The sequence below is a fragment of the Variovorax sp. 10N420 genome, assembly GCF_056394705.1.
Genome location: NZ_JBFTIJ010000012.1, coordinates 12516 through 35146, shown reverse-complemented (window position 1 = coordinate 35146; position 22631 = coordinate 12516). Strand labels below are relative to the sequence as shown.

Annotated in this window: 18 protein-coding genes; 13 read left to right on the top strand and 5 right to left on the bottom strand. The window is 65.6% G+C overall.

The window, feature by feature from the left end; genetic code table 11:
- Position 1: 1 nt before the first annotated feature.
- Together phnC and phnD are read right to left on the bottom strand one after the other, a co-directional pair.
- On the bottom strand, positions 2-817 hold the full coding sequence (gene phnC, locus AC1DEK_RS24645) for a phosphonate ABC transporter ATP-binding protein (protein WP_478127933.1): 816 nt from the start codon (positions 815-817) through the stop codon (positions 2-4).
- A complete protein-coding gene (gene phnD, locus AC1DEK_RS24640) occupies positions 814-1695 on the bottom strand; it encodes a phosphonate ABC transporter substrate-binding protein (protein WP_478127932.1) in 882 nt (293 codons plus the stop codon). Before phnD ends, phnC begins: the two co-directional genes overlap by 4 nt.
- A 172-nt stretch (positions 1696-1867) precedes the next feature.
- On the opposite strand from phnD, the gene AC1DEK_RS24635 reads away from it, so the two are divergent.
- A complete protein-coding gene (locus AC1DEK_RS24635; RefSeq protein ID WP_478127931.1) occupies positions 1868-2731 on the top strand; it encodes a LysR substrate-binding domain-containing protein in 864 nt (287 codons plus the stop codon).
- Positions 2732-2953: 222 nt separating this feature from the next.
- Here the strand turns inward: AC1DEK_RS24635 and AC1DEK_RS24630 are convergent, their stop codons facing one another.
- The 3 genes from AC1DEK_RS24630 to AC1DEK_RS24620 are packed head-to-tail and all read right to left on the bottom strand — an operon-like array spanning position 2954 to position 8648.
- A complete protein-coding gene (locus AC1DEK_RS24630) occupies positions 2954-3871 on the bottom strand; it encodes a formate dehydrogenase accessory sulfurtransferase FdhD (RefSeq protein WP_478127930.1) in 918 nt (305 codons plus the stop codon).
- Positions 3868-6753 (bottom strand): formate dehydrogenase subunit alpha, encoded by a 2886-nt coding sequence (fdhF, locus tag AC1DEK_RS24625; RefSeq protein ID WP_478127929.1) that lies wholly within the window; start codon positions 6751-6753, stop codon positions 3868-3870. Before fdhF ends, AC1DEK_RS24630 begins: the two co-directional genes overlap by 4 nt.
- Complete coding sequence (locus tag AC1DEK_RS24620) at positions 6750-8648, bottom strand: NADH-ubiquinone oxidoreductase-F iron-sulfur binding region domain-containing protein (protein WP_478127928.1); 1899 nt, start codon at positions 8646-8648, stop codon at positions 6750-6752. Before AC1DEK_RS24620 ends, fdhF begins: the two co-directional genes overlap by 4 nt.
- Before the next feature lie 217 nt (positions 8649-8865).
- On the opposite strand from AC1DEK_RS24620, the gene AC1DEK_RS24615 reads away from it, so the two are divergent.
- The 12 genes from AC1DEK_RS24615 (at position 8866) to AC1DEK_RS24560 (ending at position 22596) form a co-directional block, all read left to right on the top strand.
- Positions 8866-9456 carry a DUF3305 domain-containing protein gene (locus AC1DEK_RS24615; RefSeq protein ID WP_478127927.1) on the top strand — a complete coding sequence of 197 codons (591 nt, stop codon included), beginning with the start codon at positions 8866-8868 and terminating at the stop codon, positions 9454-9456.
- Positions 9449-10087: a DUF3306 domain-containing protein gene (locus AC1DEK_RS24610; protein ID WP_478127926.1), complete on the top strand. Its 639-nt coding sequence runs from the start codon at positions 9449-9451 to the stop codon at positions 10085-10087. The genes AC1DEK_RS24615 and AC1DEK_RS24610 overlap by 8 nt, the downstream gene beginning before the upstream one ends.
- Positions 10047-12125 (top strand): 4Fe-4S binding protein, encoded by a 2079-nt coding sequence (locus AC1DEK_RS24605; protein ID WP_478128030.1) that lies wholly within the window; start codon positions 10047-10049, stop codon positions 12123-12125. The genes AC1DEK_RS24610 and AC1DEK_RS24605 overlap by 41 nt, the downstream gene beginning before the upstream one ends.
- Positions 12122-12739 (top strand): TorD/DmsD family molecular chaperone, encoded by a 618-nt coding sequence (locus AC1DEK_RS24600; RefSeq protein ID WP_478127925.1) that lies wholly within the window; start codon positions 12122-12124, stop codon positions 12737-12739. Before AC1DEK_RS24605 ends, AC1DEK_RS24600 begins: the two co-directional genes overlap by 4 nt.
- A gap of 360 nt (positions 12740-13099) precedes the next feature.
- A complete protein-coding gene (locus AC1DEK_RS24595; RefSeq protein ID WP_478127924.1) occupies positions 13100-16087 on the top strand; it encodes a formate dehydrogenase subunit alpha in 2988 nt (995 codons plus the stop codon).
- A gap of 8 nt (positions 16088-16095) precedes the next feature.
- Positions 16096-16722: a formate dehydrogenase FDH3 subunit beta gene (gene fdh3B / locus AC1DEK_RS24590; RefSeq protein ID WP_478127923.1), complete on the top strand. Its 627-nt coding sequence runs from the start codon at positions 16096-16098 to the stop codon at positions 16720-16722.
- Positions 16719-16970 (top strand): hypothetical protein, encoded by a 252-nt coding sequence (locus AC1DEK_RS24585; protein ID WP_478127922.1) that lies wholly within the window; start codon positions 16719-16721, stop codon positions 16968-16970. Before fdh3B ends, AC1DEK_RS24585 begins: the two co-directional genes overlap by 4 nt.
- Before the next feature lie 18 nt (positions 16971-16988).
- Positions 16989-18185, top strand: coding sequence for a formate dehydrogenase subunit gamma (locus tag AC1DEK_RS24580; RefSeq protein WP_478128029.1), 1197 nt, complete (start codon positions 16989-16991; stop codon positions 18183-18185).
- A complete protein-coding gene (locus AC1DEK_RS24575) occupies positions 18182-18580 on the top strand; it encodes a hypothetical protein (protein ID WP_478127921.1) in 399 nt (132 codons plus the stop codon). Before AC1DEK_RS24580 ends, AC1DEK_RS24575 begins: the two co-directional genes overlap by 4 nt.
- Positions 18581-18668: 88 nt before the next feature.
- The gene (locus tag AC1DEK_RS24570) at positions 18669-19922 is read left to right on the top strand and encodes a molybdopterin molybdotransferase MoeA (RefSeq protein WP_478127920.1); all 1254 of its coding nucleotides are present in this window, start codon (positions 18669-18671) and stop codon (positions 19920-19922) included.
- The gene (locus AC1DEK_RS24565) at positions 19919-21850 is read left to right on the top strand and encodes a molybdopterin biosynthesis protein (RefSeq protein WP_478127919.1); all 1932 of its coding nucleotides are present in this window, start codon (positions 19919-19921) and stop codon (positions 21848-21850) included. The genes AC1DEK_RS24570 and AC1DEK_RS24565 overlap by 4 nt, the downstream gene beginning before the upstream one ends.
- On the top strand, positions 21847-22596 hold the full coding sequence (locus tag AC1DEK_RS24560; RefSeq protein ID WP_478127918.1) for an ABC transporter permease: 750 nt from the start codon (positions 21847-21849) through the stop codon (positions 22594-22596). Before AC1DEK_RS24565 ends, AC1DEK_RS24560 begins: the two co-directional genes overlap by 4 nt.
- Positions 22597-22631: the final 35 nt, after the last annotated feature.

Sequence of the window (22631 nt, the reverse complement as noted above, 5' to 3'; positions counted from 1 at the left end):
ATCAGGCCTCCTCCAGCGCCAGGTGGCGCAGTACGGGTTCAGGTGCCGACGCCGCGAGCGCCGCCGCGTTGCGTGACTCGCTCTCGTCAAGGCCCGGATAGATGCGGTGCAGGACATCCCCCGTGAGCTGTTCCGGTCCGCCCTCGAACACGATGCGGCCGCCGGAAACACCCAGGATGCGCTCGCCAAACTCCTTGGCATAGTCGATCTGGTGGAGGTTGCACACCACCGAGATGCCCAGTTCGCGGCTGGCCTGCTTGAGGTAGTTGAGCACCGTTCGCGACGTCTTGGGATCGAGGCTGGCAACGGGCTCGTCGGCGAGGATGATCTTCGGCTGCTGCGCCAGCGCGCGCGCAATGCCCACCCGCTGTTTCTGGCCGCCGGAGAGCGTGTCCGTGCGGAGTTCCGCCTTGTCCTCCAGTTCCACGCGGCGCAGGCATTCGAGCGCGATCTCCACGTCCTTGCGCGGAAAGATCTGGAGCCATGACAGCACCGAAGGCACCGCGCCGAGCCGGCCCGTCAGCACGTTCTTCTGCACCGAGAGGCGAGGCACCACGTTGTAGTGCTGGAAGATCATCGCCACCTGGCAGCGAAGCCGGCGCAGACTGGCGGCGTCGGACTTGACGAGCTTGCCGTCGATGCGAACGTCACCGCTGCTGGGCTCGACGAGCCGGTTGATGCAGCGCAGCAGGGTCGACTTGCCCGCGCCCGAAGGTCCGAGCACCACCAGGAATTCGCCCGGTTTCACGTCGAGGTCGACGCTCTTGAGAGCATCGAAAGCGCCGTAGCGCTTCGTGAGGCCACGAATCTCGATCACTTCATTGCCTTCAGGTCGAGGTGGAGAATGCTGGCAGTCTCGCGGATGACGTCGTAAGCCTTGTCGTTGGTGGGATGAAAGCCGTTGAGCATTCCCTGGTCCGACCACGGAATGTCTTTCACTTCGAGGAAGGCTGCCTGCACGCGCTTCTTCAGTTCGGGGTCGAGGTCCTTGCGCCAGACGGTCGGCGATTCGGGGATCGGATCGGAGGTCCACACCACCACAAGGTCTTCGCGGTTGGCGAGCCCCTTCGCGATGGCGGCGTCCAGGATGCGGTCCGCGATCGCCACCGCGTCGACCTTCTTGTTCTGCACGGCCACGGCATTGGAATCGTGCGAGCCCGAGAAGATGACGCGACCGAAGTCGCTGTCGGGATTGAAGCCCGCCTTCATCAGCCCCGCCTTCGGGAACAGGTGGCCCGAGGTCGAGGTCGGATCGACGAAGGCGAAAGTCTTGCCCTTGAGGTCGGCGATCGTCTTGATGCCGCTGTCCTTGCGAGCCACGATCAAGGAGTGATACGAAGTCCGGCCGGCCTTCTTGGTCTCGGCGACCGCAAATGCCTCGATCGGCGCCACGGTCGTGCCCATCACGTACGAGAACGGGCCCAGGTAGGCGACGTCCAGCCGCTTGGAGCGCAGCGCTTCGATGACGCCGTTGTAGTCGGCGGCCACGAAGGGCTTGACCGGCATGCCCAGCGCCTTCGACAGCATGTCCATCATGGCCTGGCTGTTTGCGATCATGGCGCGAGAGTCTTCGGAAGGGATGAGGCCCACCGTGAGCACGTTGGCGGCTTGCGCGGGGCTTGAACCCAAACCGACAAGGGGAGCGCCCAGCACGGCAGGTGCACAGGCAAGAAGGGAACGACGCGTGAATTTCATCGAGGTCTCCGATGCGGAACTGAGGAACCGTCACTGTTGTAGCGCCACATGACGAATCCGTGACGCATGGCCGCACTTTCGGCGCTTGCACCACATTCAGCCAATTCAAGTTTTTTGACCTATGTATTGACTGAACCTATAGTTCGGCCGGGATAACACCAAGGCTGGATTCATGCGGCTGACACAATTGCGCTCATTTCACGCGGTGGCCGTCACCGGCAGCTTCACGGGTGCGGCGCAGAGCCTGCACGTCAGCCAACCGACCGTGACGACGCAGGTCGGCCAGCTTGAGGCGCTCTACAAAGTTGAACTGTTCCATCGCACGGGTCGACCCGTGCGGCTCACGGAGATGGGCGAGCGATTGCTGCACCTCTCCCGCCAGATCTTCAGCCTCGAGAGTGAGGCCGTGCAGTTGCTGCGCGAGTCGGGCGAACTGCGCAGCGGGCACCTGCGCGTGGCGGCCGTAGGGCCGTCGCATGTGACGCGAATGCTCGTTGCGTTCAATCAGCAATACCCCGGCGTGAAGGTGTCGGTGAGCACCGGCAATTCGCAGGACGTGATGGACCGGCTGCTCAACTATTCCGCGGACGTCGGCGTGCTGGCACAGGCACTCAAGGACCGGCGCTTCGTATCGGCCCCCTATTCCGAGCACCCGGTGGTGATCTTCTGCAACGCCGAGCACCGCTTTGCGCATCGGCGCAGCATTCGTACCGCGGAGTTGCAAGGCGAGCGGCTCATCCTGCGCGAGCAGGGTTCGACGACCCGCAAGGCCATCGAGTCCGCGCTGCGTACGGCGCGCGTGGAGACCGAGGTGGTGATGGAGGTAGCGAGCCGCGAGATCATCCGCGAGGCGGTGCTGCAGGGCCTTGGCATCGCGGCCGTGTCGGAAGTCGAGTACGTGCCCGGTCCTGGCCTGCACGCAGTGCGCATCAGCGATGCGCAGGTGCGCACGTTCGCTCACGTGATGTGCCTTGCCGAGCGGCGTGATACGCGGATGGTCCGCGCCTTCTACGAAGTCATCGGCAAGGACGCCTGAGCATCAGCGCTCCCCATCGCGTCCATCTCTGGACGCTGCAGCGCAACCCTGTCGAGCCCGAGCGACCGATGGGAATGCGCGTTGCACAACGCGGCAATGATCTCGTTCTGCACGCGAACCACTTCGCGCGGCGGTTCACGGTCGCCCTAGCGCGAGCAGATCCTGGACGTCGCGCGGCGGCTTCCGGTATTGCCTCAGTAGAAGGCCAGGGTCCCGGCCGGCCTACATCCGTTCGGCATCGAACCTCTCAGACCCGACATAGCAAAGAAAGTGGCGATTGGCCGCACGCCCGAAAAGCGTCATGCCCAGCTTTTCTGCCAGTTCGTGCCCCATGGCCGTGACGCCATTGCGCGAAACGATGATCGGCACACCCATATGGGCCGACTTCATGACCATCTCGCTCGTCAGGCGACCGGTCGTGTAGAAGGTCTTGTCACCGCCGGAAATGCCGTGGATGGCCATCCACCCGGCGATGGTGTCGATCGCGTTGTGACGTCCCACGTCCTCGACAAAGACCAGCATGTCGCTTCCATGAAAAAGCGCACAGCCATGCACCGAACCCGCCTGCCGATGCACGCTGTTCCGCGATCGCATCAGCTCCAGGATGCGCAGCAACGTGCCCTGGGCGATGCGTGCCGTTTCCGCGGTCGGCAAGCGCACCGCATCGATCTGCGACATTGCATCGCCGAAGACGGTGCCTTGCCCACACCCTGTCGTCACGACCCGTCGCGCGGTCTTCTTGCCGAGGTCCTTGACGCCCGCATGCGTTTTGACGGCCGCCGCGCCAACCTCCCAGTCGACGTGGATGCTCTCGACTTGGCTCGCACGCTCTATGAGGTTCTGATTGAGCAGGTAGCCGAGCACCAGCAACTCCGGCGACGCGCCCAAGGTCATCAACGTCACGAGTTCGCGCTTGTCGACGAAGACCGTCAACGGCCGCTCGGCCGGAATATGAATCGGGCGATGCTCACCGTGCTGGTCGACGATCTCGATGCGGCGCAGCAGCGCGGCGCTCGCCTGGCTCATGCGAGGCGCGTCTGCCTGCCTCGGAAGCGAGACGGCTTCGAAGGCCGAGGGCGCTTCGTCCTCGGCCTCGAGTTCGTCGAGTTCGCCGGCCGACGCGCATTGCTGATCGGTCATGGGAGCACGGGCTCGTTCGTCCTCGGGTTGATCGATCCCGTGCCGTAGCCTGCCGCCGGTTTCGGCTCGCCGCCGCGCTGGATGCGCACCGCGCAATACTTGAACTCCGGAATCTTGCCGAAGGGGTCCAGCGCCGCATTGGTCATCAGGTTGGCCGCCGCTTCGTAGTAGGCAAAGGGCATGAAGACCGCGCCGTGCGGCGTGCCGTCATCGCGGCGGATGTGGATCGCCACCTCGCCGCGGCGCGACTGCACGGTGATGACGTCGCCCGGTGCCAGGTCCATGGCAGCCAGGTCACTGCCATTCATGGACGCGGTGGCCATCGGCTCCAGCGCATCGAGCACTGTCGCGCGGCGGGTCATGCTGCCCGTATGCCAGTGCTCCAGCTGACGGCCCGTGATCAGAACGAATGGATATTCGGCGTCCGGACGCTCATCGGCCGGAATGATGTCCGCCGGCACGAGCGTCACGCGGCCATCCGCTGTCGGGAAGTTCTCGATGAACACCGTGGGCGACCCCGGGTCCTCCGCGGAAAGGCACGGATAGGTCACGCTCGATTCGCGCTGCAGCCGCTCCCACGTGATGCCGTTGATGGCCGCATGCATGGCTTGGCGCATTTCTTCATACACGGCAGCCACGCCGCTCTCTTCGCCCGGGTAGTCCCATGTGAGGCCCATGCGCTTCGCGATCTGCTGGATGATCCACAGGTCCGGCTTCGCTTCGCCCGGCGCGTTCAGCGCGCGCTTGCCAAGCTGCACCATGCGGTCGGTATTGCTCACGGTGCCGGTCTTCTCGGGCCAGGCGGTTGCGGGCAGCACCACGTCGGCCAGCCAGGCGGTTTCGGTCATGAAGATGTCCTGCACCACCAGGTGCTCCAGCGAGGCCAATGCATGCCGCGCGTGGTTCAGGTCGGGGTCGCTCATCGCGGGGTTCTCACCCATGATGTACATGCCGCGGATCTTGTGGGGATCGCTGTCGGGCGCCAATGCCTTGTGCATGATTTCGACGACGGTGTAGCCCGGCTTCTCGTCGAGCTTCATGCCCCAGAAATCCTCGAACCACGCATGCGCGCCGGCGTTGTCGACGCGCTGGTAGTTGGGGAACATCATCGGGATCAGGCCGGCATCGCTGGCGCCCTGCACGTTGTTCTGTCCGCGCAAAGGGTGCAAGCCGGAGCCCGGCTTGCCGATCTGCCCCGCAACGGTGACCAGCGCGATCAGGCAGCGCGCGTTGTCGGTGCCATGCACGTGCTGGCTGATGCCCATGCCCCACAAGATCATGGCACCCTTGGCCTTGGCAAACTCGCGAGCCACTTCGCGCAAAGTCTGCGCAGGAATGCCGCAGATGGGCTCCATCGCCTCAGGGCTGTATCCCTTGACGTTCTCGCGCAGCGCTTCGAAGTTGTTCGCGCGCTCGCGAACGAACTGCTCGTCCGTCAGGCCCTCTTCGATGATCACGTGGATCAGCGCGTTCAGCATGGCGACATCGGTGTCGGCCTTGAACTGCAGCGTGCGCCATGCGTGCTTGCCGATGTCGGTGATGCGTGGATCGGCGAGGACGATCTTCGTGCCCCGTTTCGCCGCGTTCTTCATCCAGGTCGCGGCGACCGGATGATTGGCCGTCGGATTCGACCCGATCACGATCACCATGTCCGAGTGCTCGATATCGTTGACCTGATTGCTCACCGCGCCCGAGCCCACGCCCTCCAGCAATGCCGCGACGCTCGATGCATGGCATAGGCGCGTGCAGTGGTCCACATTGTTGCTGCCGAAACCGGTGCGGACCAGCTTCTGGAAAAGGTATGCCTCTTCGTTGCTGCCCTTGGCCGAGCCGAAACCGGCCAGCGACTTCTTGCCATGCGTGTCGCGCAGCCGCACCAGTTCGCCCGATGTGTAGGCGAGCGCTTCTTCCCAGCTTGCTTCCCGAAAGGCTTCGCTCCAGTGGCCGGGCCGCGGTGCGTCCGTTTCGTCCTTGGGGAAGCCGGGCTTGCGAATCAGCGGCTTGGTGAGGCGCTGCGGGTGGTCGACGTAGTCATAGCCGAAGCGACCCTTGACGCACAGGCGGCTGTGGTTGGCCGGGCCGTCGCGGCCATCGACGCTGACGATCTTCTCGTCCTTGACGTTGTAGGTGATGAGGCAGCCAACGCCGCAGAATGGGCAGACCGAATCGACCTTGCGGTCCACCGCCTGCGGCCCGATGTGCGACTTGGGCATCAGCGCGCCGGTCGGGCAGGCTTGAACGCATTCCCCGCAAGCCACGCACGTGCTCGCCCCCATCGGGTCGTCCAGGTCGAACACGATCTTGCTCGCTTCGCCGCGCATGGCATAGCCGATCACGTCGTTGACCTGCTCTTCGCGGCATGCACGCACGCAGCGATTGCACTGGATGCAGGCGTCCAGGTTCACCGCCATCGCGGGATGGCTGACGTCCGACGCCGGCTGCTCCCGCCTCAGGGCCCTGAGTTCGGGGCGCACCTGGATTCCCAGCTTGCTGGCCCAGGCGCTGAGTTCGCCGTGCTGCTGCGATTCATCGTCGCCGACCCACTTGTAGCCTTGGTCGGGCATGTCGGACAGCAGCATCTCCACGACCATCTTCTGGCTCTTGAGTGCGCGTTCGCTGGTCGATTGCACTTCCATGCCGGCCGTGACGTTGCGACAGCAGCTCGGCGCGAGCGTGCGCTCGCCCTTGACCTCGACCACACAAGCCCGGCAATTGCCGTCAGGCCGGTAGCCGTCCTTGAAGCAGAGGCGCGGGATGTCGATGCCGTGCCGGGCGCCTGCGGCGAGGATCGTTTCGCCTTCGAAGGCCTGGATGGTCTGGCCGTCGAGTCGGAACTCCACGGTTTGCGGCGTCAATTCCGCGATGCGTGCCGGGGCGTTCATGCTGCTTTCCCTTGTTCGGTTGCCGCGGGGTTCTTCAGTGGCGGAACGAAGGGCGGCGTGCCCTTTTCGCCGACTTCCTGCGGGAAGTATTTCTGCACGCAGCGGATCGGATTCGGCGCCGCCTGGCCCAGGCCGCAGATGGATGCATCGCCCATGACCTGGCTCAGATCTTCGAGCGTGACGTTGTCCCAGACGGGCGCCTGCATCAGGGCCGCGGCCTTGCCTGTACCGACGCGGCACGGCGTGCATTGGCCGCAGCTTTCATGCTCGAAGAAGCGCATGACGTTCAGTGCCGCGTCACGCGCCTTGTCCTGGTGGCCGAGGACCATGACCGCGGCCGAACCGATGAAGCAGCCGTGCGGCTGCAGGGTGTCGAAGTCAAGCGGCACGTCGCCCATCGAGGCCGGCAGGATGCCGCCCGAAGCACCGCCCGGCAGGTACGCATAGAACTCATGGCCGGGCAACATGCCGCCGCAGTATTCGTCGATCAGCTCGCGCACCGTGATGCCTGCGGGAGCCAGCTTGACGCCGGGCTCCGCGACACGGCCGCTCACGCTGAACGATCGCAGTCCCTTGCGTCCGTTGCGGCCGAAGCCCGAAAACCACTGCGGCCCCTTCTCCACGATGTCGCGCACCCAGTAGAGCGTTTCGAAGTTGTGCTCCAGCGTCGGCCGACCGAAAAGGCCGACCTGCGCGATGTAAGGAGGCCGCATGCGAGGCTCTCCGCGCTTGCCTTCGATGCTTTCGATCATCGCGGACTCCTCGCCGCAGATGTAGGCGCCAGCGCCGCGCCGAAGCTCGATCCGCGGCAGCGCGCAGGGCGGGTCCGCATAGAGCTTGTCCAGCTCGGACTGCAGCAGCGCGCGGCAGTCGTGGTATTCGTCGCGCAGGTACACGTAGCAAACGTCGGTGCCCACCACCTGCGCCGCAACCACCAGGCCTTCGAGAAAGCGGTGGGGGTCGCGCTCGAGATAGGTTCGGTCCTTGAAGGTGCCCGGCTCGCCTTCGTCGATGTTCACTGCCATCAGTCGCGGTGCCGGCTGGTCGCGGACGATGCGCCATTTGCGGCCCGCCGGAAAGCCCGCGCCGCCGAGGCCGCGCAGGCCCGAATCTTCCATGGCCTTGATGATGGACTCGTGCGCCTTCGTTCCGCTGGCGACTGCTGCCGCGAGCGCATAGCCGCCGTTCGCACGGTAGCTTGCGTAGCCGGTCGCCGGGGGTGTCGCTTCGACTTGGGCGACTGGAGGCGAAACGCTCTTTTCAGCGAAGGACGCGATGTCGAAAGGCATCGGAGAAGAGTGTCCAGGGCGTGCGGGCATGTCTGCGGCGGACCTCTTGCGTTCCACCTCGACAGCCTGCGCGACCTTTTCCACAGTCGCCAGTGGCACAGCCGTCTGATGCACCGCGACGGCGGGCGCCTGCTCGCACCGACCGATGCAAGGCGCGGCAATCACACGCACTTCGCTGCCAAGGATTGAAGGCAGCCTTGCCAGCAAGTCCTGCGCACCGCCCAGCTCGCACGCCAGGCTGTCGCACACACGCACGGTCAATGTCGCGGCCTGGTCGCCGGCTCGAATGACATCGAAGTGGTGATAGAAGGTTGCCACTTCGTAGACCTCGGCCATCGGGATGTTCATCTCCTTGGCCAGGGCCACCATGTGCCGCTCTTGCAGGCCCCGCCAAGCGTCGTTGATCTTGTGCAGGTTCTCGATCAGCAAGTCGCGCCGATGGCCTTCCGCGGGGCGCTCGCCGATGAGGGCGCGGACTTCGGCAATCGAAACCTCATCGGGCTGACGGCCTTTGAGCTTGCTCTTGCTGCGAATGCGCTGGCGAAGATCTTCGGCCGACGCGATTGCCACCGCCTTGACCTCGTTGCGCTGACCTGGGTGATTCATAGGGTGGGTCGTTCCTGCTGTATCGGCTTGATTGTTATCGATGGCTCAAGCCCAGGCTGACAGTGATACGTTCGCTGTCGATGCCTGGGCATGCGATGCCCTTTTTGCGTGGTGCGGACTGTCGTCGAGCGCGCCCGCTGGGTCAAATACGATTGCGCAATAGGCCGATTCAAGGAATGAATGACGGCAACCATCGGCATCGGCTATTGTTCACTTCATGCCCTCGTCCGGAACTCCAGCGCCCGATGGCGCCGGTCGCCCAACGCTCGACGTGGCCGTCGTCATGCGCCGCGAGCGCCTGCATGGCCCCTCTAGCCGCTGGCAGCAGTGGCGCTGGCGCCTCGAGCGCGTGATGCCCGACGAGCCGGGTTTCGGCACCGAGCCGCGCATGCTGCACTGCGAAAGTGGCGAGCAGCATTGGCTGCACCCCGGCTTCAAGGTCGAACTGTTTCGGGACGAAGCCGAGGGCTACCATCTGAACGCCACCGCGCCGGCCCCGTGTTGGTTCGTTCTCTGGCGCATGGACGAGGAGGCGACGCTCGGCCCTGAGCCAATCCCCCGCCCGGTCGTCGTGACCTTGAGCTACTACGAAGCCGGTCGCTGGCTGGACGCGCAGGAAACGGTCGAGCAGGTGCCGGCGCCGCCGGAGGTGATCGACTGGCTGCGCGCGTTCGTCGACGCGCACTACGTGATCGAGCCCAAGCGCCGTCGGCGGCCCGAGAGCTTCCGGCCGCTGGTGGACCGCTTCGGCAATGCCGCGAGCGTGACCACTGAAAAGAGGCGCGGACGGGGGGCTGGCGATGTCTGAAGGCTTCATGGGGCGATGGTCGCGGCGCAAGCAGGAGATGCGGGTCGGAAAGACAGCACCGGAAGAAGCACCCGTGCCGGTGCCCGCGCTGGCGCCTGTTCCGGCGACAGCGGCTGCGAGTGCGCCGGCCGCTTCCGCCCCAGCCTCCGGGCCCGAAGCCGAAGGAGAAAAACCTCCGGCGACACCGGCGCTCACCCTCGTGGATGTGCAGGGGCTGGGTGTCGAATCGGACTACAGGCCCTTCGTGGCCAAAGAGGTCGCGCCCGAGGTCAGGAATGCGGCCTTCAAAAAGCTTTTCTCCGATCCCCACTTCAACACAATGGACGGCCTCGACACCTACGTCGACGACTATTCGAAGCCCACGCCGCTGCCCGACAGCGTCCTGCGCCAAATGGCGAGCGCCAGCTTCCTGAAGCTTTTCGACGAAGTGCGCGAGCCGCCCCCCGCGGAACCCCCTAGGACCACGGAGGAGGAGGACGTGGCACAGTCTCAGGATTCCGGTGAAATTCCAAGCCCGCCGGTTGCCGAAGCGCAGCCGGCCAGCCAAGAGAGCGATGACGACCACGCTGATCTGCGACTGCAACCAGACGATGCCACTCGAGGCCAAAACCCTCGGAACGGCGCTGGCTGAAACGCTTCCCTTGCACTCGGCGCTGTGCCGCCGCGAAGCAGCGTCCTTCCAGCGCGCGATCCAGTCCGGCGACGACGTGGTGGTCGCCTGCACCCAGGAAAAGCGGCTGTTCGGCGAACTCGCCACGAGCACGCCCGACGCTGTCTCGCCGATCCGCTTCGTCAACATTCGCGAAACCGGCGGCTGGAGCCGCGACGCGAAACATGCAATGCCCAAGATCGCGGCGCTGCTGGCAGCGGCCGCGCTGCCTGAGCCCGAGCCCGTCGCGACCGTGGGCTACACGAGCCAAGGGCGGCTGCTGATCATCGGCGCACTCGATGCGGCCGAGCGCGCTGCAACGCTGGTCGGCGACACGCTCGAAGTGACTCTCCTGGCGCAGGGTCCCGGCGTACTTGGCGGCGCGCAGGAACGCCGTTGGCCCGTGATCGCAGGGCATATCGACTCGCTCACGGGCTGGCTCGGCGCGTTCACGCTTCGCTGGACGCGCGACAACGCGATCGACCTCGACCTGTGCACCCGCTGCAACGCCTGCGTTGCCGCCTGCCCGGAACAGGCGATCGGGCTGGACTACCAGGTCGACAACGCCAAGTGCACATCGCACCGGGATTGCGAGCGCGCCTGCACCGTCGCTGGTGCGATCGATTTCAGTCGCGAGCCGCAGGTGCTCGACGCGGCCTTCGACCTGGTGCTCGATCTCGGCACTGAGCCGCGCATCGACTGGCACGCGCCGCCGCAGGGCTACTTTCACCTGCCAGGCGGAGTCGCGCATGCCGAAGGCCTGCAGACGCTGCTGCGCCTGCGCGAGATGGTCGGGGAGTTCGAAAAGCCGAAGTTCTTCGATTACCGGCAGAGTCTTTGCGCGCACAGCCGCAACGAGGTGGTCGGCTGCAACGCCTGCGTCGAAGTGTGCTCGGCCCATGCCATCAGCAGCGAGAAGGACCGGCAGCGCATCGTGGTCAACCCGAACCTGTGCATCGGGTGCGGCGCCTGCACCACCGTGTGCCCCACGGGTGCGCTGGGGTACACCTATCCACGTGCGTCCGACCAAGGGCTCAAGCTGCGCACGCTGCTGGCGACCTATGGCGCGTCGGGCGGCCGCGATGCGGCACTGCTGCTGCACAGCCAGGAGGGCGGCCAGGCGCTGGTCGAACAGCTCGGAAGGCAGGCGCAACTTGGCAAGGCGCAGGGCCTGCCGGCGCGGGTGATTCCGGTTGGCCTCTTCCATGTGGCGAGCACGGGCGTCGACCTTTGGCTCGGTGCCATCGCTTTTGGCGCCTCTCAGGTGATTGCGCTGAGCACCGGCGAAGAAGCGCCACAGTACGTGACGGCGCTCAAGAAGCAGATGGAAATCGCACAGGCGCTGTTGCGGGGCCTGGGCTACTCCGGCACGCATTTTCACGTGGTCGAGACGAACTCGACGGCCGTGCTGGATGCCGCGCTTGCGGGTTTGAGCACGACGGCGCAGCGCGTGCCCGCCATCGCGGCCCGTTTCACGGCAGGAGCCGACAAGCGCAACCGGCTCGAGATGGCGCTCGATCACCTGATGAACGCAGCGCCCGCCTTGGCAGCGCAGGCCGAAGCATCGTTGGCGGTCGCGCTGCCCGCGGGCTCTCCGCTTGGCGCCGTCGCGGTCGACAAGGAAAAGTGCACCCTTTGCCTCGCCTGCGTCAGCGCCTGTCCTGCCGGCGCATTGCAGGACAGCCAGAGTGCGCCACAGCTGCGCTTCATCGAGAAGAACTGCGTTCAGTGCGGCCTGTGCGCGACGACCTGTCCCGAGGACGCGATCTCGCTCGTGCCACGCTTGCTGGCTTCGCCCGAGCGCAAGCAGTCGGTCCTTCTGAACGAGGCAAAGCCTTGGGCTTGCATCCGCTGCGGCAAGCCCTTCGGCACGCAAAAGGCGATCGAGGCCATGCTCGGCAGACTGGCTGGCCACGCGATGTTCCAGGGCGAAGCGATCGAGCGCCTCAAGATGTGCAGCGACTGTCGGGTCATCGACATCTACAGCGCCACCGACGAAGTGAAGATCGCGCCTTTATGAGCCACCAGCTTCCCACGTCCTCGGCACTGGACGAGGAGATCGCACGCGCCGAGCTCTACGGCCTGCTGGCGCGGCTCTGGTATGCGCCACCGGACGCCGAGCTGCTCGATGCCTTCCGGGTTGCACCAACGGAAGCGCCTGTCGCGGGTGCCTTTCTCGAAGAACCGTGGCGCCGACTCGTGGGCATCGCGAGCGACACCAGCGCCGCCGCCGCGCACGACGAATACGACGCGCTCTTCGGCGGCCTCGGCAAGCCCGAGATCGACCTTTTCGGCTCGCACTACCTGAGTGGCTTCCTCAACGACAAGCCACTCGTGCAGCTGCGCAACGATCTTGATCGGCTGGGCCTCACGCGTGCCGAGACCATCTCCGAAACTGAAGACCATATCGCCTGCCTGTTCGAAGTGATGCGCTACCTGATCGCCGGGGACGACGTCGAGGTCGCGAACCTGACCCAGCAGCAGGCCGTGTTCGCAAAGCACATCCAGCCGTGGCTGCCGGCCTTGTGCGAGACGGTGTCTCAGCATCCGAAGGCGCGGTTCTACGCGGCGCTCGCTGCCTTCACGCGCGCGTTCGCGGAAGTGGAGACGCAGGCTTTTGACATGCTGGCCTGAAACAAGGTCGTGCTGAACCGGAGCTAGCGGAATACGCGGTTGCCCACGGATGCGGCCTGGACTAGCATTTCAGGACAAGTAGCGGATTCGACGTCTCGTTAACTCTAGCCATTCCTGGAGTCAATATGCAGGACAGCCAGTGCGCCGGCCCCAAGCCGGCATCCCGTCGGAGATTCTTCCTTGGCGGTGCGTCCCTTGGCGCCGCCGTCACGGCCGTCTCCGTGTTGCCAAAGGTCGTCGACCCGCCGCCGGCGGTCGCTCCTTCAGCCCTGCCGCCCGCGCCTGAGAAAGGAGGCGGGTATTCCCTTAGCGAGCACGTCAAGCGGTACTACAAGACCGCGTCTGCCTGAGGAACTCCCGATGCTGCTGACAAAAAAAGCTCCAGGCACTCCCGGTCGAACCGCCGCCGGTGGGTCTGCAGCCGTCTCGCCGTTCGTCGACAGTCTTCGGCGCGGTCTCGCGAATGCCTTGCCGACCATGGACAGGCGCGCCTTCCTGCGGCGCTCGGGCCTCGGCGTCGGGGTCGGCGTGGCTGCCGGCCAGCTCACGCTGATGCGCAAGGCGCAAGCGGCCGACGCCACGCCCGTAGGCGTCGGTGCCGGCAAGATCGAAGTGAAGCGCACGGTGTGTTCGCATTGCTCGGTCGGTTGCGCCTCCGATGCGGTGGTCGAGAACGGCGTTTGGGTGCGCCAGGAGCCGGTGTTCGACTCCCCCATCAACCTCGGCGCTCACTGTGCAAAAGGTGCGGCATTGCGCGAGCATGGGCATGGCGAGTACCGGCTGCGCTATCCGATGAAGCTCGTCAACGGCAAGTACGAGCGCATCGGCTGGGACACCGCGCTCGACGAAATCGTCGCCAGGCTCAAGGAACTCACCAAGGCGAGCGGTCCTGACGCCATTTACTGGATCGGGTCGAGCAAGCACAGCAACGAGCAGTCCTACCTGCTGCGCAAGTTCGTCAGCTTCTTCGGGAGCAACAACTGCGATCACCAGGCGCGCATCTGTCACTCCACCACGGTCGCGGGTGTCGCGAACACATGGGGCTACGGCGCCATGACCAACTCGTACAACGACATGCGCAATGCGAAAGTCGCGATGTACATCGGCTCGAACGCGGCCGAAGCGCATCCGGTGAGCATGCTGCACATGCTGCACGCCAAGGAAACCGGCTGCAAGATGATCGTGGTCGATCCGCGATTCACACGCACGGCAGCGAAGGCGGACGAATACGTGCGCATTCGCTCGGGCTCGGACATCCCGTTTCTGTTCGGAATCCTGCACCACATCTTCAAGAACGGTTGGGAAGACAAGAAGTACCTCAATGACCGGGTCTACGGGATGGAAGAGGTTCGCGCGGAGGTTCTCTCGAAGTGGACGCCCGACAAGGTCGAGGAGGCCTGCGGCGTCAACGAAGCCCAGGTTCTCAAGGTCGCAACCTTGCTCAACGAGAACCGCCCGGGCACCATCGTCTGGTGCATGGGGCAAACGCAGCACACGATCGGCAATGCCATCGTGCGAGCCTCCTGCATCCTTCAGCTGGCCCTTGGCAACGTCGGCATGGCAGGCGGCGGCACCAACATCTTCCGCGGCCACGACAACGTGCAGGGTGCCACCGATGTCGGCCCCAATCCCGATTCACTGCCGGGTTACTACGGGCTGCTCGAGGGTTCGTGGAGGCACTTCGCCGGGGTCTGGGGCGTGGACTACGAATGGATCAAAGGCCGCTTCGCGTCGCCCGCGATGATGACCAAGCCAGGCATCACCGTGTCGCGCTGGATCGACGGGGTGCTCGAGAAGAACGAGCTGATCGACCAGGATTCGAACCTGCGCGGCGTCTTCTACTGGGGACATGCGCCCAATTCGCAGACGCGCGGGCTCGAGATGAAGCGGGCCATGGACAAGCTCGACCTGCTGGTGGTGGTGGACCCCTATCCATCGGCCACGGCGGCGATGGCCGCGATGCCGGGCCGGCCCGAGGACCAGAACCCGAACCGCGCGGTCTATCTGCTGCCGGCCTGCACGCAGTTCGAGACCAGCGGATCCGTCACGGCCTCCAATCGTTCCCTGCAGTGGCGCGAGAAAGTCATCGATCCGCTGTGGGAAAGCCGCAGCGATCACATGATCATGCAGCAGTTTGCCGATCGCCTTGGCTTCGGCAAGGAGCTCAGCAAGAACTACAAGATGCAGAAGGTCAAGGGCATGGACGAGCCCTTGCCGGACGACATCCTGCGCGAGATCAACAGGTCCTGCTGGGCGGTCGGCTACACCGGCCAGAGCCCCGAGCGGCTTCAGGCCCACATGCGCAACATGAGTGCCTTCGACGTGCGTACCCTCAAGGCCAAGGGCTCTGTCAAGGACAAGGTCAACGGCTACGACATCGAAGGCGACTACTTCGGCTTGCCGTGGCCTTGCTACGGAACTCCGGAACTCAAGCATCCCGGCTCGCCAAATCTCTATGACACCTCCAAGCACGTGATGGACGGCGGGGGCAACTTCCGTGCGAACTTCGGCGTGGAGCGCGACGGCAAGAATCTCCTGGCCGAAGACGGCTCCTGCTCGCTGGGCGCCGACATCACCACGGGCTACCCTGAGGTCGACCACCTGCTGCTGAAGAAACTCGGCTGGTGGGACGAACTCACCGAAGCCGAGAAGCCCAAGGCTGAAGGCAAGAACTGGAAGACGGACAACTCCGGCGGGATGATTCGCGTGTTCATGAAGAACCACGGCTGCCATCCCTTCGGCAATGCGAAGGCGCGAGCGGTGGTGTGGAACTTCCCGGACGGAATTCCGCAGCACCGCGAGCCGCTCTACGGCACGCGGCCCGACCTGGCAGTGAAGTATCCGACGCACGACGACAAGATGGCGTTCTGGCGCCTGCCCACGCTCTACAAGAGCATCCAGCAGAAGAACATTGCCGACAAGCTGGCCGAGAAGTTCCCGTACATCATGACTTCGGGGCGGCTCGTGGAGTATGAGGGCGGCGGCGAGGAAACGCGCTCCAACCCCTGGCTGGCCGAGTTGCAGCAGGAGATGTTCATCGAGATCCATCCCAAGGTCGCGGCCGAGAAGAACATCCGCAACGGTGAGCGTGCCTGGGTGCATACGCCTACGGGCGCCAAGCTCAACGTCCAGGCGCTAGTGACCGAGCGCGTCGGGCCCGACACGGTGTTCATGCCGTTCCACTTCTCGGGCCGCTGGCAGGGCGCGGATCTGCTCGCCTACTACCCCAGCGGCGCGGCGCCGATCGTGCGCGGCGAGGCGATCAATACGTCGACCACCTACGGCTATGACAGCGTCACCATGATGCAAGAGACCAAGACCACGATCTGCAACATCGAGAAAGCCTAGGAGCTGCCATGGCAAGAATGAAGTTCGTCTGCGATTCCGAGCGTTGCATCGAGTGCAACGGCTGTGTCACAGCATGCAAGAACGAGAACGAGGTGCCATGGGGCGTGAACCGCCGCCGCGTGGTCACGCTCAACGACGGCGTGCCGGGTGAGAAGTCGATCTCGGTGGCCTGCATGCATTGCTCCGACGCGCCCTGCATGGCGGTGTGCCCCGTGCAATGCTTCTACCGCACCGAGGAAGGCGTGGTGCTGCATGACAAGGACGTGTGCATCGGCTGCGGCTACTGCTCCTACGCCTGTCCATTCGGCGCACCGCAGTTTCCGTCGGAGGGAAGATTCGGAGCGCGCGGCAAGATGGACAAGTGCACCTTCTGCGCCGGCGGCCCCGAAGCCAACGGCTCGGAAGCGGAGTTCGAGAAGTACGGCCGCAACCGCCTGGCCGAAGGCAAGCTGCCCGCCTGCGCCGAGATGTGCTCGACAAAGGCGCTCCTGGCCGGCGACGGGGACGTGGTGGCGGACATCTTTCGCACTCGCGTGTTGCATCGCGGCAAAGGCGCCGAGGTCTGGGGCTGGGGCACGGCCTACGGTTCGCAGCAGGCCGGAAACCCCCCTGCCCCTGCTGGAGAAAAGAAGTGAGGTCCGCGACAGTGGCCTTCCTCGCGCTTGCGTCCAGTGCGACGCTCCTTGCTGCCTGCACCGAGAAGCCGCAGACGAACGCCGAGGGCGTGAAGTACGACGCGACACCCTGGAGTGGCACGGGCACGCAGCCCAACACCGCAACAGCCTTCACCGCGCCCGGTTGGAAGGTCGGCGACAAGAGTTCGTGGGAGCAGCAGATCAAGCTTCGCTCCGACGGTCAGAACGAGTACACCAAGGAAAACTGAGCCGGAGGCCGCATGAGCATGAGCTTCACCGACCGCATCCGCCAGGCCTTGACCGCAGCGCTGGCAGCCACGCTGCTGGGGTGCGGTGCGGCGGCGCTGGCACAGGCCGCCGAGCCGGCGCCACAAACAGAAGGCGGCATCCGTAGCCAGAACATCTTCGAGGTCAAGCCCGAGGCCAGCGCCGACCCGAACTACCTCACGCAGACCAACGGCGAGCGCAACCGGGTACAGCCCGGCAACAACGCGCCGATGTGGCGCCAGGTGAGCGGCGGCGTCACCGGCTACAGCAGCCTGCCCTCGAGCGAGGCGCCGGAAGCTGGCAACCTGATCCAGCGCTTCGTGCAGTATCCAGGCTCGCGCTTCACCAACGCCGGCGAGGCCTGGCGCCAGGTGCGCAACGACTGGATCATTCCATATGGCGCAGCGCTGCTCTTCGTCACGCTGCTCGCGCTGGCGATCTTCTACTTCACCCGCGGCCCGATGCGCCTGCATGGTGCGAAGACTGGCCGCAAGATCGAGCGCTTCACGCCCTTCGAGCGCGCCACGCATTGGTCGAATGCCATCGCGTTCGTCGTGCTCGCGCTGTCGGGCATCGTGATGGCATTCGGCAGGTTTTTCCTTCTGCCAGTGCTTGGCGGATCTCTGTTCGGCTATCTCACCTATGTGCTCAAGACCGTGCACAACTTTGTCGGGCCCCTGTTTGTGGTGAGCACGATCTTCATGATCTTCACCTTCATTCGAAGCAACTGGCCGCGCGCGGAGGACATCACCTGGCTGCGCCATGGCGGCGGCTTGTTCGGCGGCAAGGAGCCGGCGTCGCATCGCTTCAACGCCGGCGAGAAGCTGGTGTTCTGGGGCGGCGTGCTCTTTCTCGGCAGCATCGTCATCGGCTCGGGACTGTTCCTGGACAAGCTGCTGCCAGGCATCGTCTACACGCGTGGCGCGATGCAGATCGCGCACATGGTGCATGCCGTCGCCACGCTGTGCATGATGGCCCTGATCATGGGTCACATCTACATCGGCACGCTGGGCATGACGGGTGCCTACAAGGCGATGCGCGAAGGCTACGTCGACGAGACCTGGGCGCGCGAGCACCATCGGCTCTGGTACGACGACATCGCGGCGGGCAAGATCCCGGCGCAGCGCACGCCGAAGCCCGGCGATCCGGGCCCGGCCCATGTGACGCCGCTGAGCGCGCGAGGAAGCTCCGTATGAAGCGCGAACTGACGCCATTTGCGCTGGCACTCGCATTGATCGGGTCATCGGCGTTCGCCAAGCTGCCGGCACCCACGCCCGAAGCCCAGGCCAAGGCAGCGGAAGCAGCCGCCCGCACGGCGTGGAACACCAAGAGAGACGCATACCAGCTCTGCAAGGCGCAAGACCGGGTCGCAGCAAAGTACCGCGCCAGTGCCGAAGCAGCCGGCAAGCCGTTGCCGACGGCGATGACGACGCCACCTTGCGTGGACCCGGGCCCGTATGTGGCCCCGGCGCCGACGGGCGAGACCAAGCCGATCGAAGCCTCGGGCGCGCATTCGCCATCCACCACGGCGACTGCCCCGCCGAGTTCGAACCAGACCTCGGCCGAGACCAATCCCGCTCCGAAGAAGTAATTCCGCCGCTCTCGCGCAAGCGCAGCGCTGGCCATCTCTCAAGCGCCGCGTCCGCGAGGCCGCTGCGTCCAAATCCTATACTGGCCGCATGCCGACACCCGAACGAACCGTCCCCGCCGATGTGCGCATGCGCGGCTTCACGCAGCGCGCGGAGGTGCCCGCGGCGCTCGCCTGGATCGACGCCCATACGCCGCTGCTGCATGGCGAATCCGTGGCGGTCGAAGAGGCCACAGACCGGGTGCTTCTGAGTGATCTGATCGCCCCCATCGCGGTGCCCGAGTTCGAGCGCGCGGCCATGGACGGCTATGCGCTGCGCGGCAGCGACACCACAGGCGCCGGCGACTACAACCCGCTGGAGTTCGCGCTCGTGGGGCATGCATGGCCCGGCCGGCCTTTCGAGGGCGCAGTGCCCGCGGGCGCAGCGCTGCGCATCATGACCGGCGCCCCGGTGCCGCACGGACTGGATGCCGTGGTGCCGGCCGAATACGCGAGCGAACAGGATGGGCGCCTGACCATCACGCGGGCCGTCGCCCCGGGCCAGCACGTGGGCCACATCGGCGAAGACATTGCGTGCGGCACCACGGCGCTGGTCGCCGGCCGGCGTCTGCGGCCGCAGGACACAGGCTTGGCCGCCTCGCTCGGTTTCGCTCATCTGGAGGTGGTCCGCCGCCCCCGTGTGCGACTGCTGGTGACCGGCAACGAAGTGCGCCCGCCCGGCGAACCCAAGGGGCCTTGCGAGATCTACGACGCCAACTCGATGACCTTGCGTGGCCTGGTCGCGCGCGACGGTGGCCTGCTCGAATCGCATCAGCGATTGGGCGACGACCCGCGGGTCATTGCACAGGCGCTGGGAGCGGCGGGTGCCGACGTCGTGCTCGTCTCCGGCGGCTCCAGCGTGGGCGCCGAGGACCATGCGCCGCGCCTTCTGGCCGAACTGGGCGAACTGGCGATCCACGGCATCGCGATGCGGCCTTCGAGCCCGGCGGGCATGGGCCGCGTGGGCGACGCGCTGGTGTTTCTTCTGCCGGGCAATCCCGTCTCGTGCCTGTGTGCCTACGACTTCTTCGCCGGCCGCGCGATTCGTCGACTCGGCGGGCGGCCCGCCGACTGGCCCTACCCCAAGACACGCGCCATCGTGGCGCGCAAGATCGTCTCGCAAGTGGGACGCGTCGACTACGTCCGCGTGAAGATCGGCACATCGGGTATCGAGCCGCTTGCGCTGTCCGGCGCGTCCATGCTGAGCTCGACCACGCGGGCCGATGGCTTCGTGGTCGCTCCCGCCGAAAGCGAAGGCTTCGGGCCCGGGACTGAAGTCACTGTTCATCTCTACGAGTGCCCGTGAAAGCCCAATCGCAATTTCTCGATGTCGTCACGCGCGACGAGGCCGAGCGCCGGTTCCGCGAGCACCTGAAGCTCTCGCCACTGGGCTCCGAGACCATTTCTCTCGCCGACGCTCTGGGCAGGGTGCTCGCCGAAGACGTGATCGCCGCCATCGACGTGCCCGGCTTCGATCGTTCGAATGTCGACGGCTTTGCCGTGCAGGCCGCCGACACCTGGGGCGCGATGGAGGAGCAGGCGCGCACGCTGGCGCTCACCGGAGAGACGCTGGCGCCGGGCATGGTTCCGCGCCACGAGGTGGCAAGCGGCCAGGCGACGGCGATCGCCACAGGCGGCATGCTGCCGCGCGGCGCCGATGCGGTGGTGATGGTCGAATACACCGATGCCGATGCGGACGATGGCCGAGTGCAGATCCGCCGCGTCGCCACGGCGGGCGAGAACGTCAGCTACGCCGGCACCGACATCGCGCGCGGCGAAACCGTGCTGCGCGCTGGGCAGGTTCTGAGTTCGCGCGAGATCGGCGTGCTCGCGGCGCTCGGTCTTGCGAAGGTCAGCGCCCACCGCAAGCCGCGCGTCGCCATCTTCTCCACCGGCAACGAGATCGTTGCGCCCGGCGCGCCATTGCCCACGGGAGCCGTCTACGACTCCAACGCAGCCATCATCAGCGCCGCCGTCGAGGAACTCGGTGGCGAGCCCGTGCGCCTGGGCGTGATTCCGGACGACGAGGCTGCGCTGTCGGCGGCGCTCATGCGGGGGCTCGATTGCGATGCGGTGGTGTTCTCGGGCGGGACATCCAAGGGCGAAGGCGACCTCTCCTATCGGGTGGTCGCCGCGCTTGGCGACCCGGGCGTGGTGGCGCACGGTGTCGCGCTCAAGCCTGGCAAGCCGGTGTGCCTGGCTGTCACGCGGGGCAAGCCTGTGGTGATCCTGCCGGGGTTTCCGACTTCGGCGGTCTTCACGTTCCATGAGTTCCTGGCGCCAGTGATCCGCGCCTTCGCAGGCCTGCCTCCGGAGCGACGCAACCATGTGGCGGCCACGCTGCCCATGCGCGTGAATTCCGAGCGTGGCCGGACCGAATACCTCCTGGTCGGCTTGGTGCCGAGCGAAGCAGGCATGGCGGCCTATCCGATGGGCAAGGGTTCGGGCTCGGTCACCACCTTCAGTGGAGCGGATGGCTTCATCACCATCGGCCAGCACACGGAAATCGTCGATGCGGGCGCGCCCGTGCAGGTGCAGTTGCTGAGCCAGAGGCTCGATGCTGCCGACCTCATCTTCATCGGCAGCCATTGCGTCGGGCTCGATTGGCTGATCGGCGAGCTGACGCGCCAGGGGCTTCGCGTCAAGGCCATGAACGTCGGCAGCACCGGCGGGCTGATGGCCGCCAAGCGCGGCGAATGCGATCTGGCGGGCATTCATCTGATGGACCCGGCGACCGGTGTCTACAACCTGCCGCTGCTCACGCCGGCGCTCGAATTGATCACCGGATACGGTCGCATGCAAGGCATCGTCTACCGCCCGTCGGATGCGCGCTTCGAGGGGCGTGATGCTGCCGCCGCCATCGCAGCGGCAATCAACAAGCCCAGTTGCACGATGGTGAATCGAAACGCCGGCAGCGGAACGCGCATCCTCATTGACCGCCTGCTCGACGGCGCCAGGCCGGCAGGCTACGGCGTGCAGACCAAGTCGCACAACGCAGTGGCGGTCGCCGTCACGCAGCAGCGCGCCGACTGGGGCCTGGCGATCGACACTGTCGCGCGGCAATACGGCCTCGGCTTCATCCCGGTCCAGGAAGAGCGCTATGACTTCGTCGTGCCGAAGGCGCGCAGGGACCGTGCGCCGGTGCAAGCCTTCATCGCCCTGCTGCAATCGGAAGCGGCTCGCGAGGCACTGAGCCGGCTGGGCTTTCGCATCGACATTGCAAGCCGAGCGTGAACACCTTTGCGGATAGCTTCGCTGCGGCGGGGGGCCTCGTTGTATCGGTGGATCCTGTATTGCTGGCCATCGTCGGTCGTTCGCTCGCGGTCAGCGCAGCGGCTTGCGTTGCGGGATGCACTTTCGGCCTCTTGATGGGCGCTTGCCTTGCGGTGACCCGCTTCACCGGGCGCGGCGTGTTGCTCACACTGCTCAACACGCTGCTGGCATTGCCTTCGGTGGTGGTGGGGCTGGTCGTCTACCTGCTTCTGTCGCGCTCGGGGCCGCTCGGCTTCCTGGGCTGGCTCTTCAGCTTCAAGGCGATGGTGATCGCGCAGACGATCCTCGTGCTGCCCGTGGTCACCGCCCTCACCCGCCAGACCATCGAAGATGCCGATCGCGCTCACGGCGAGCAGTTGCGCTCCCTGGGCGCCGGCTCATTCATGCGTGCGTTGCTGCTCGTGTGGGACGAGCGCTATGCGCTGGTTACCGTGGTCATCGCCGCCTTCGGCCGTGCGGTGTCGGAAGTCGGTGCGGTGATGATCGTGGGCGGCAACATCGACGGTTTCACACGGGTGATGACCACAGCCATCGCGCTGGAAACCAGCAAGGGCGACCTGCCCCTCGCACTGGCGCTCGGGTTCGTGCTGCTGGCAGTGGTGCTGTTGCTCAACATCGGCATTGCAATATTGCGCGGCTGGCGCGAGCGCGTCGACGGCGGCGCGCTGGATGCATCTGCGCGGCGCCGGATCGAGGTGGCCTCGTGAAGCTATTCGATCTGCAAGGTGTCGACGTGCGCTTC

Excerpts from the sequence above, each read along its gene's own strand:
- phnD (WP_478127932.1), bottom strand. The coding sequence starts at position 1,695 with ATGAAATTCACGCGTCGTTCCCTTCTTGCCTGTGCACCTGCCGTGCTG.
- AC1DEK_RS24635 (WP_478127931.1), top strand. The coding sequence starts at position 1,868 with ATGCGGCTGACACAATTGCGCTCATTTCACGCGGTGGCCGTCACCGGC.
- AC1DEK_RS24630 (WP_478127930.1), bottom strand. The coding sequence starts at position 3,871 with ATGACCGATCAGCAATGCGCGTCGGCCGGCGAACTCGACGAACTCGAG.
- fdhF (WP_478127929.1), bottom strand. The coding sequence starts at position 6,753 with ATGAACGCCCCGGCACGCATCGCGGAATTGACGCCGCAAACCGTGGAG.
- AC1DEK_RS24620 (WP_478127928.1), bottom strand. The coding sequence starts at position 8,648 with ATGAATCACCCAGGTCAGCGCAACGAGGTCAAGGCGGTGGCAATCGCG.
- AC1DEK_RS24615 (WP_478127927.1), top strand. The coding sequence starts at position 8,866 with ATGCCCTCGTCCGGAACTCCAGCGCCCGATGGCGCCGGTCGCCCAACG.
- AC1DEK_RS24610 (WP_478127926.1), top strand. The coding sequence starts at position 9,449 with ATGTCTGAAGGCTTCATGGGGCGATGGTCGCGGCGCAAGCAGGAGATG.
- AC1DEK_RS24605 (WP_478128030.1), top strand. The coding sequence starts at position 10,047 with ATGCCACTCGAGGCCAAAACCCTCGGAACGGCGCTGGCTGAAACGCTT.
- AC1DEK_RS24600 (WP_478127925.1), top strand. The coding sequence starts at position 12,122 with ATGAGCCACCAGCTTCCCACGTCCTCGGCACTGGACGAGGAGATCGCA.
- AC1DEK_RS24595 (WP_478127924.1), top strand. The coding sequence starts at position 13,100 with ATGCTGCTGACAAAAAAAGCTCCAGGCACTCCCGGTCGAACCGCCGCC.
- fdh3B (WP_478127923.1), top strand. The coding sequence starts at position 16,096 with ATGGCAAGAATGAAGTTCGTCTGCGATTCCGAGCGTTGCATCGAGTGC.
- AC1DEK_RS24580 (WP_478128029.1), top strand. The coding sequence starts at position 16,989 with ATGAGCTTCACCGACCGCATCCGCCAGGCCTTGACCGCAGCGCTGGCA.
- AC1DEK_RS24575 (WP_478127921.1), top strand. The coding sequence starts at position 18,182 with ATGAAGCGCGAACTGACGCCATTTGCGCTGGCACTCGCATTGATCGGG.
- AC1DEK_RS24570 (WP_478127920.1), top strand. The coding sequence starts at position 18,669 with ATGCCGACACCCGAACGAACCGTCCCCGCCGATGTGCGCATGCGCGGC.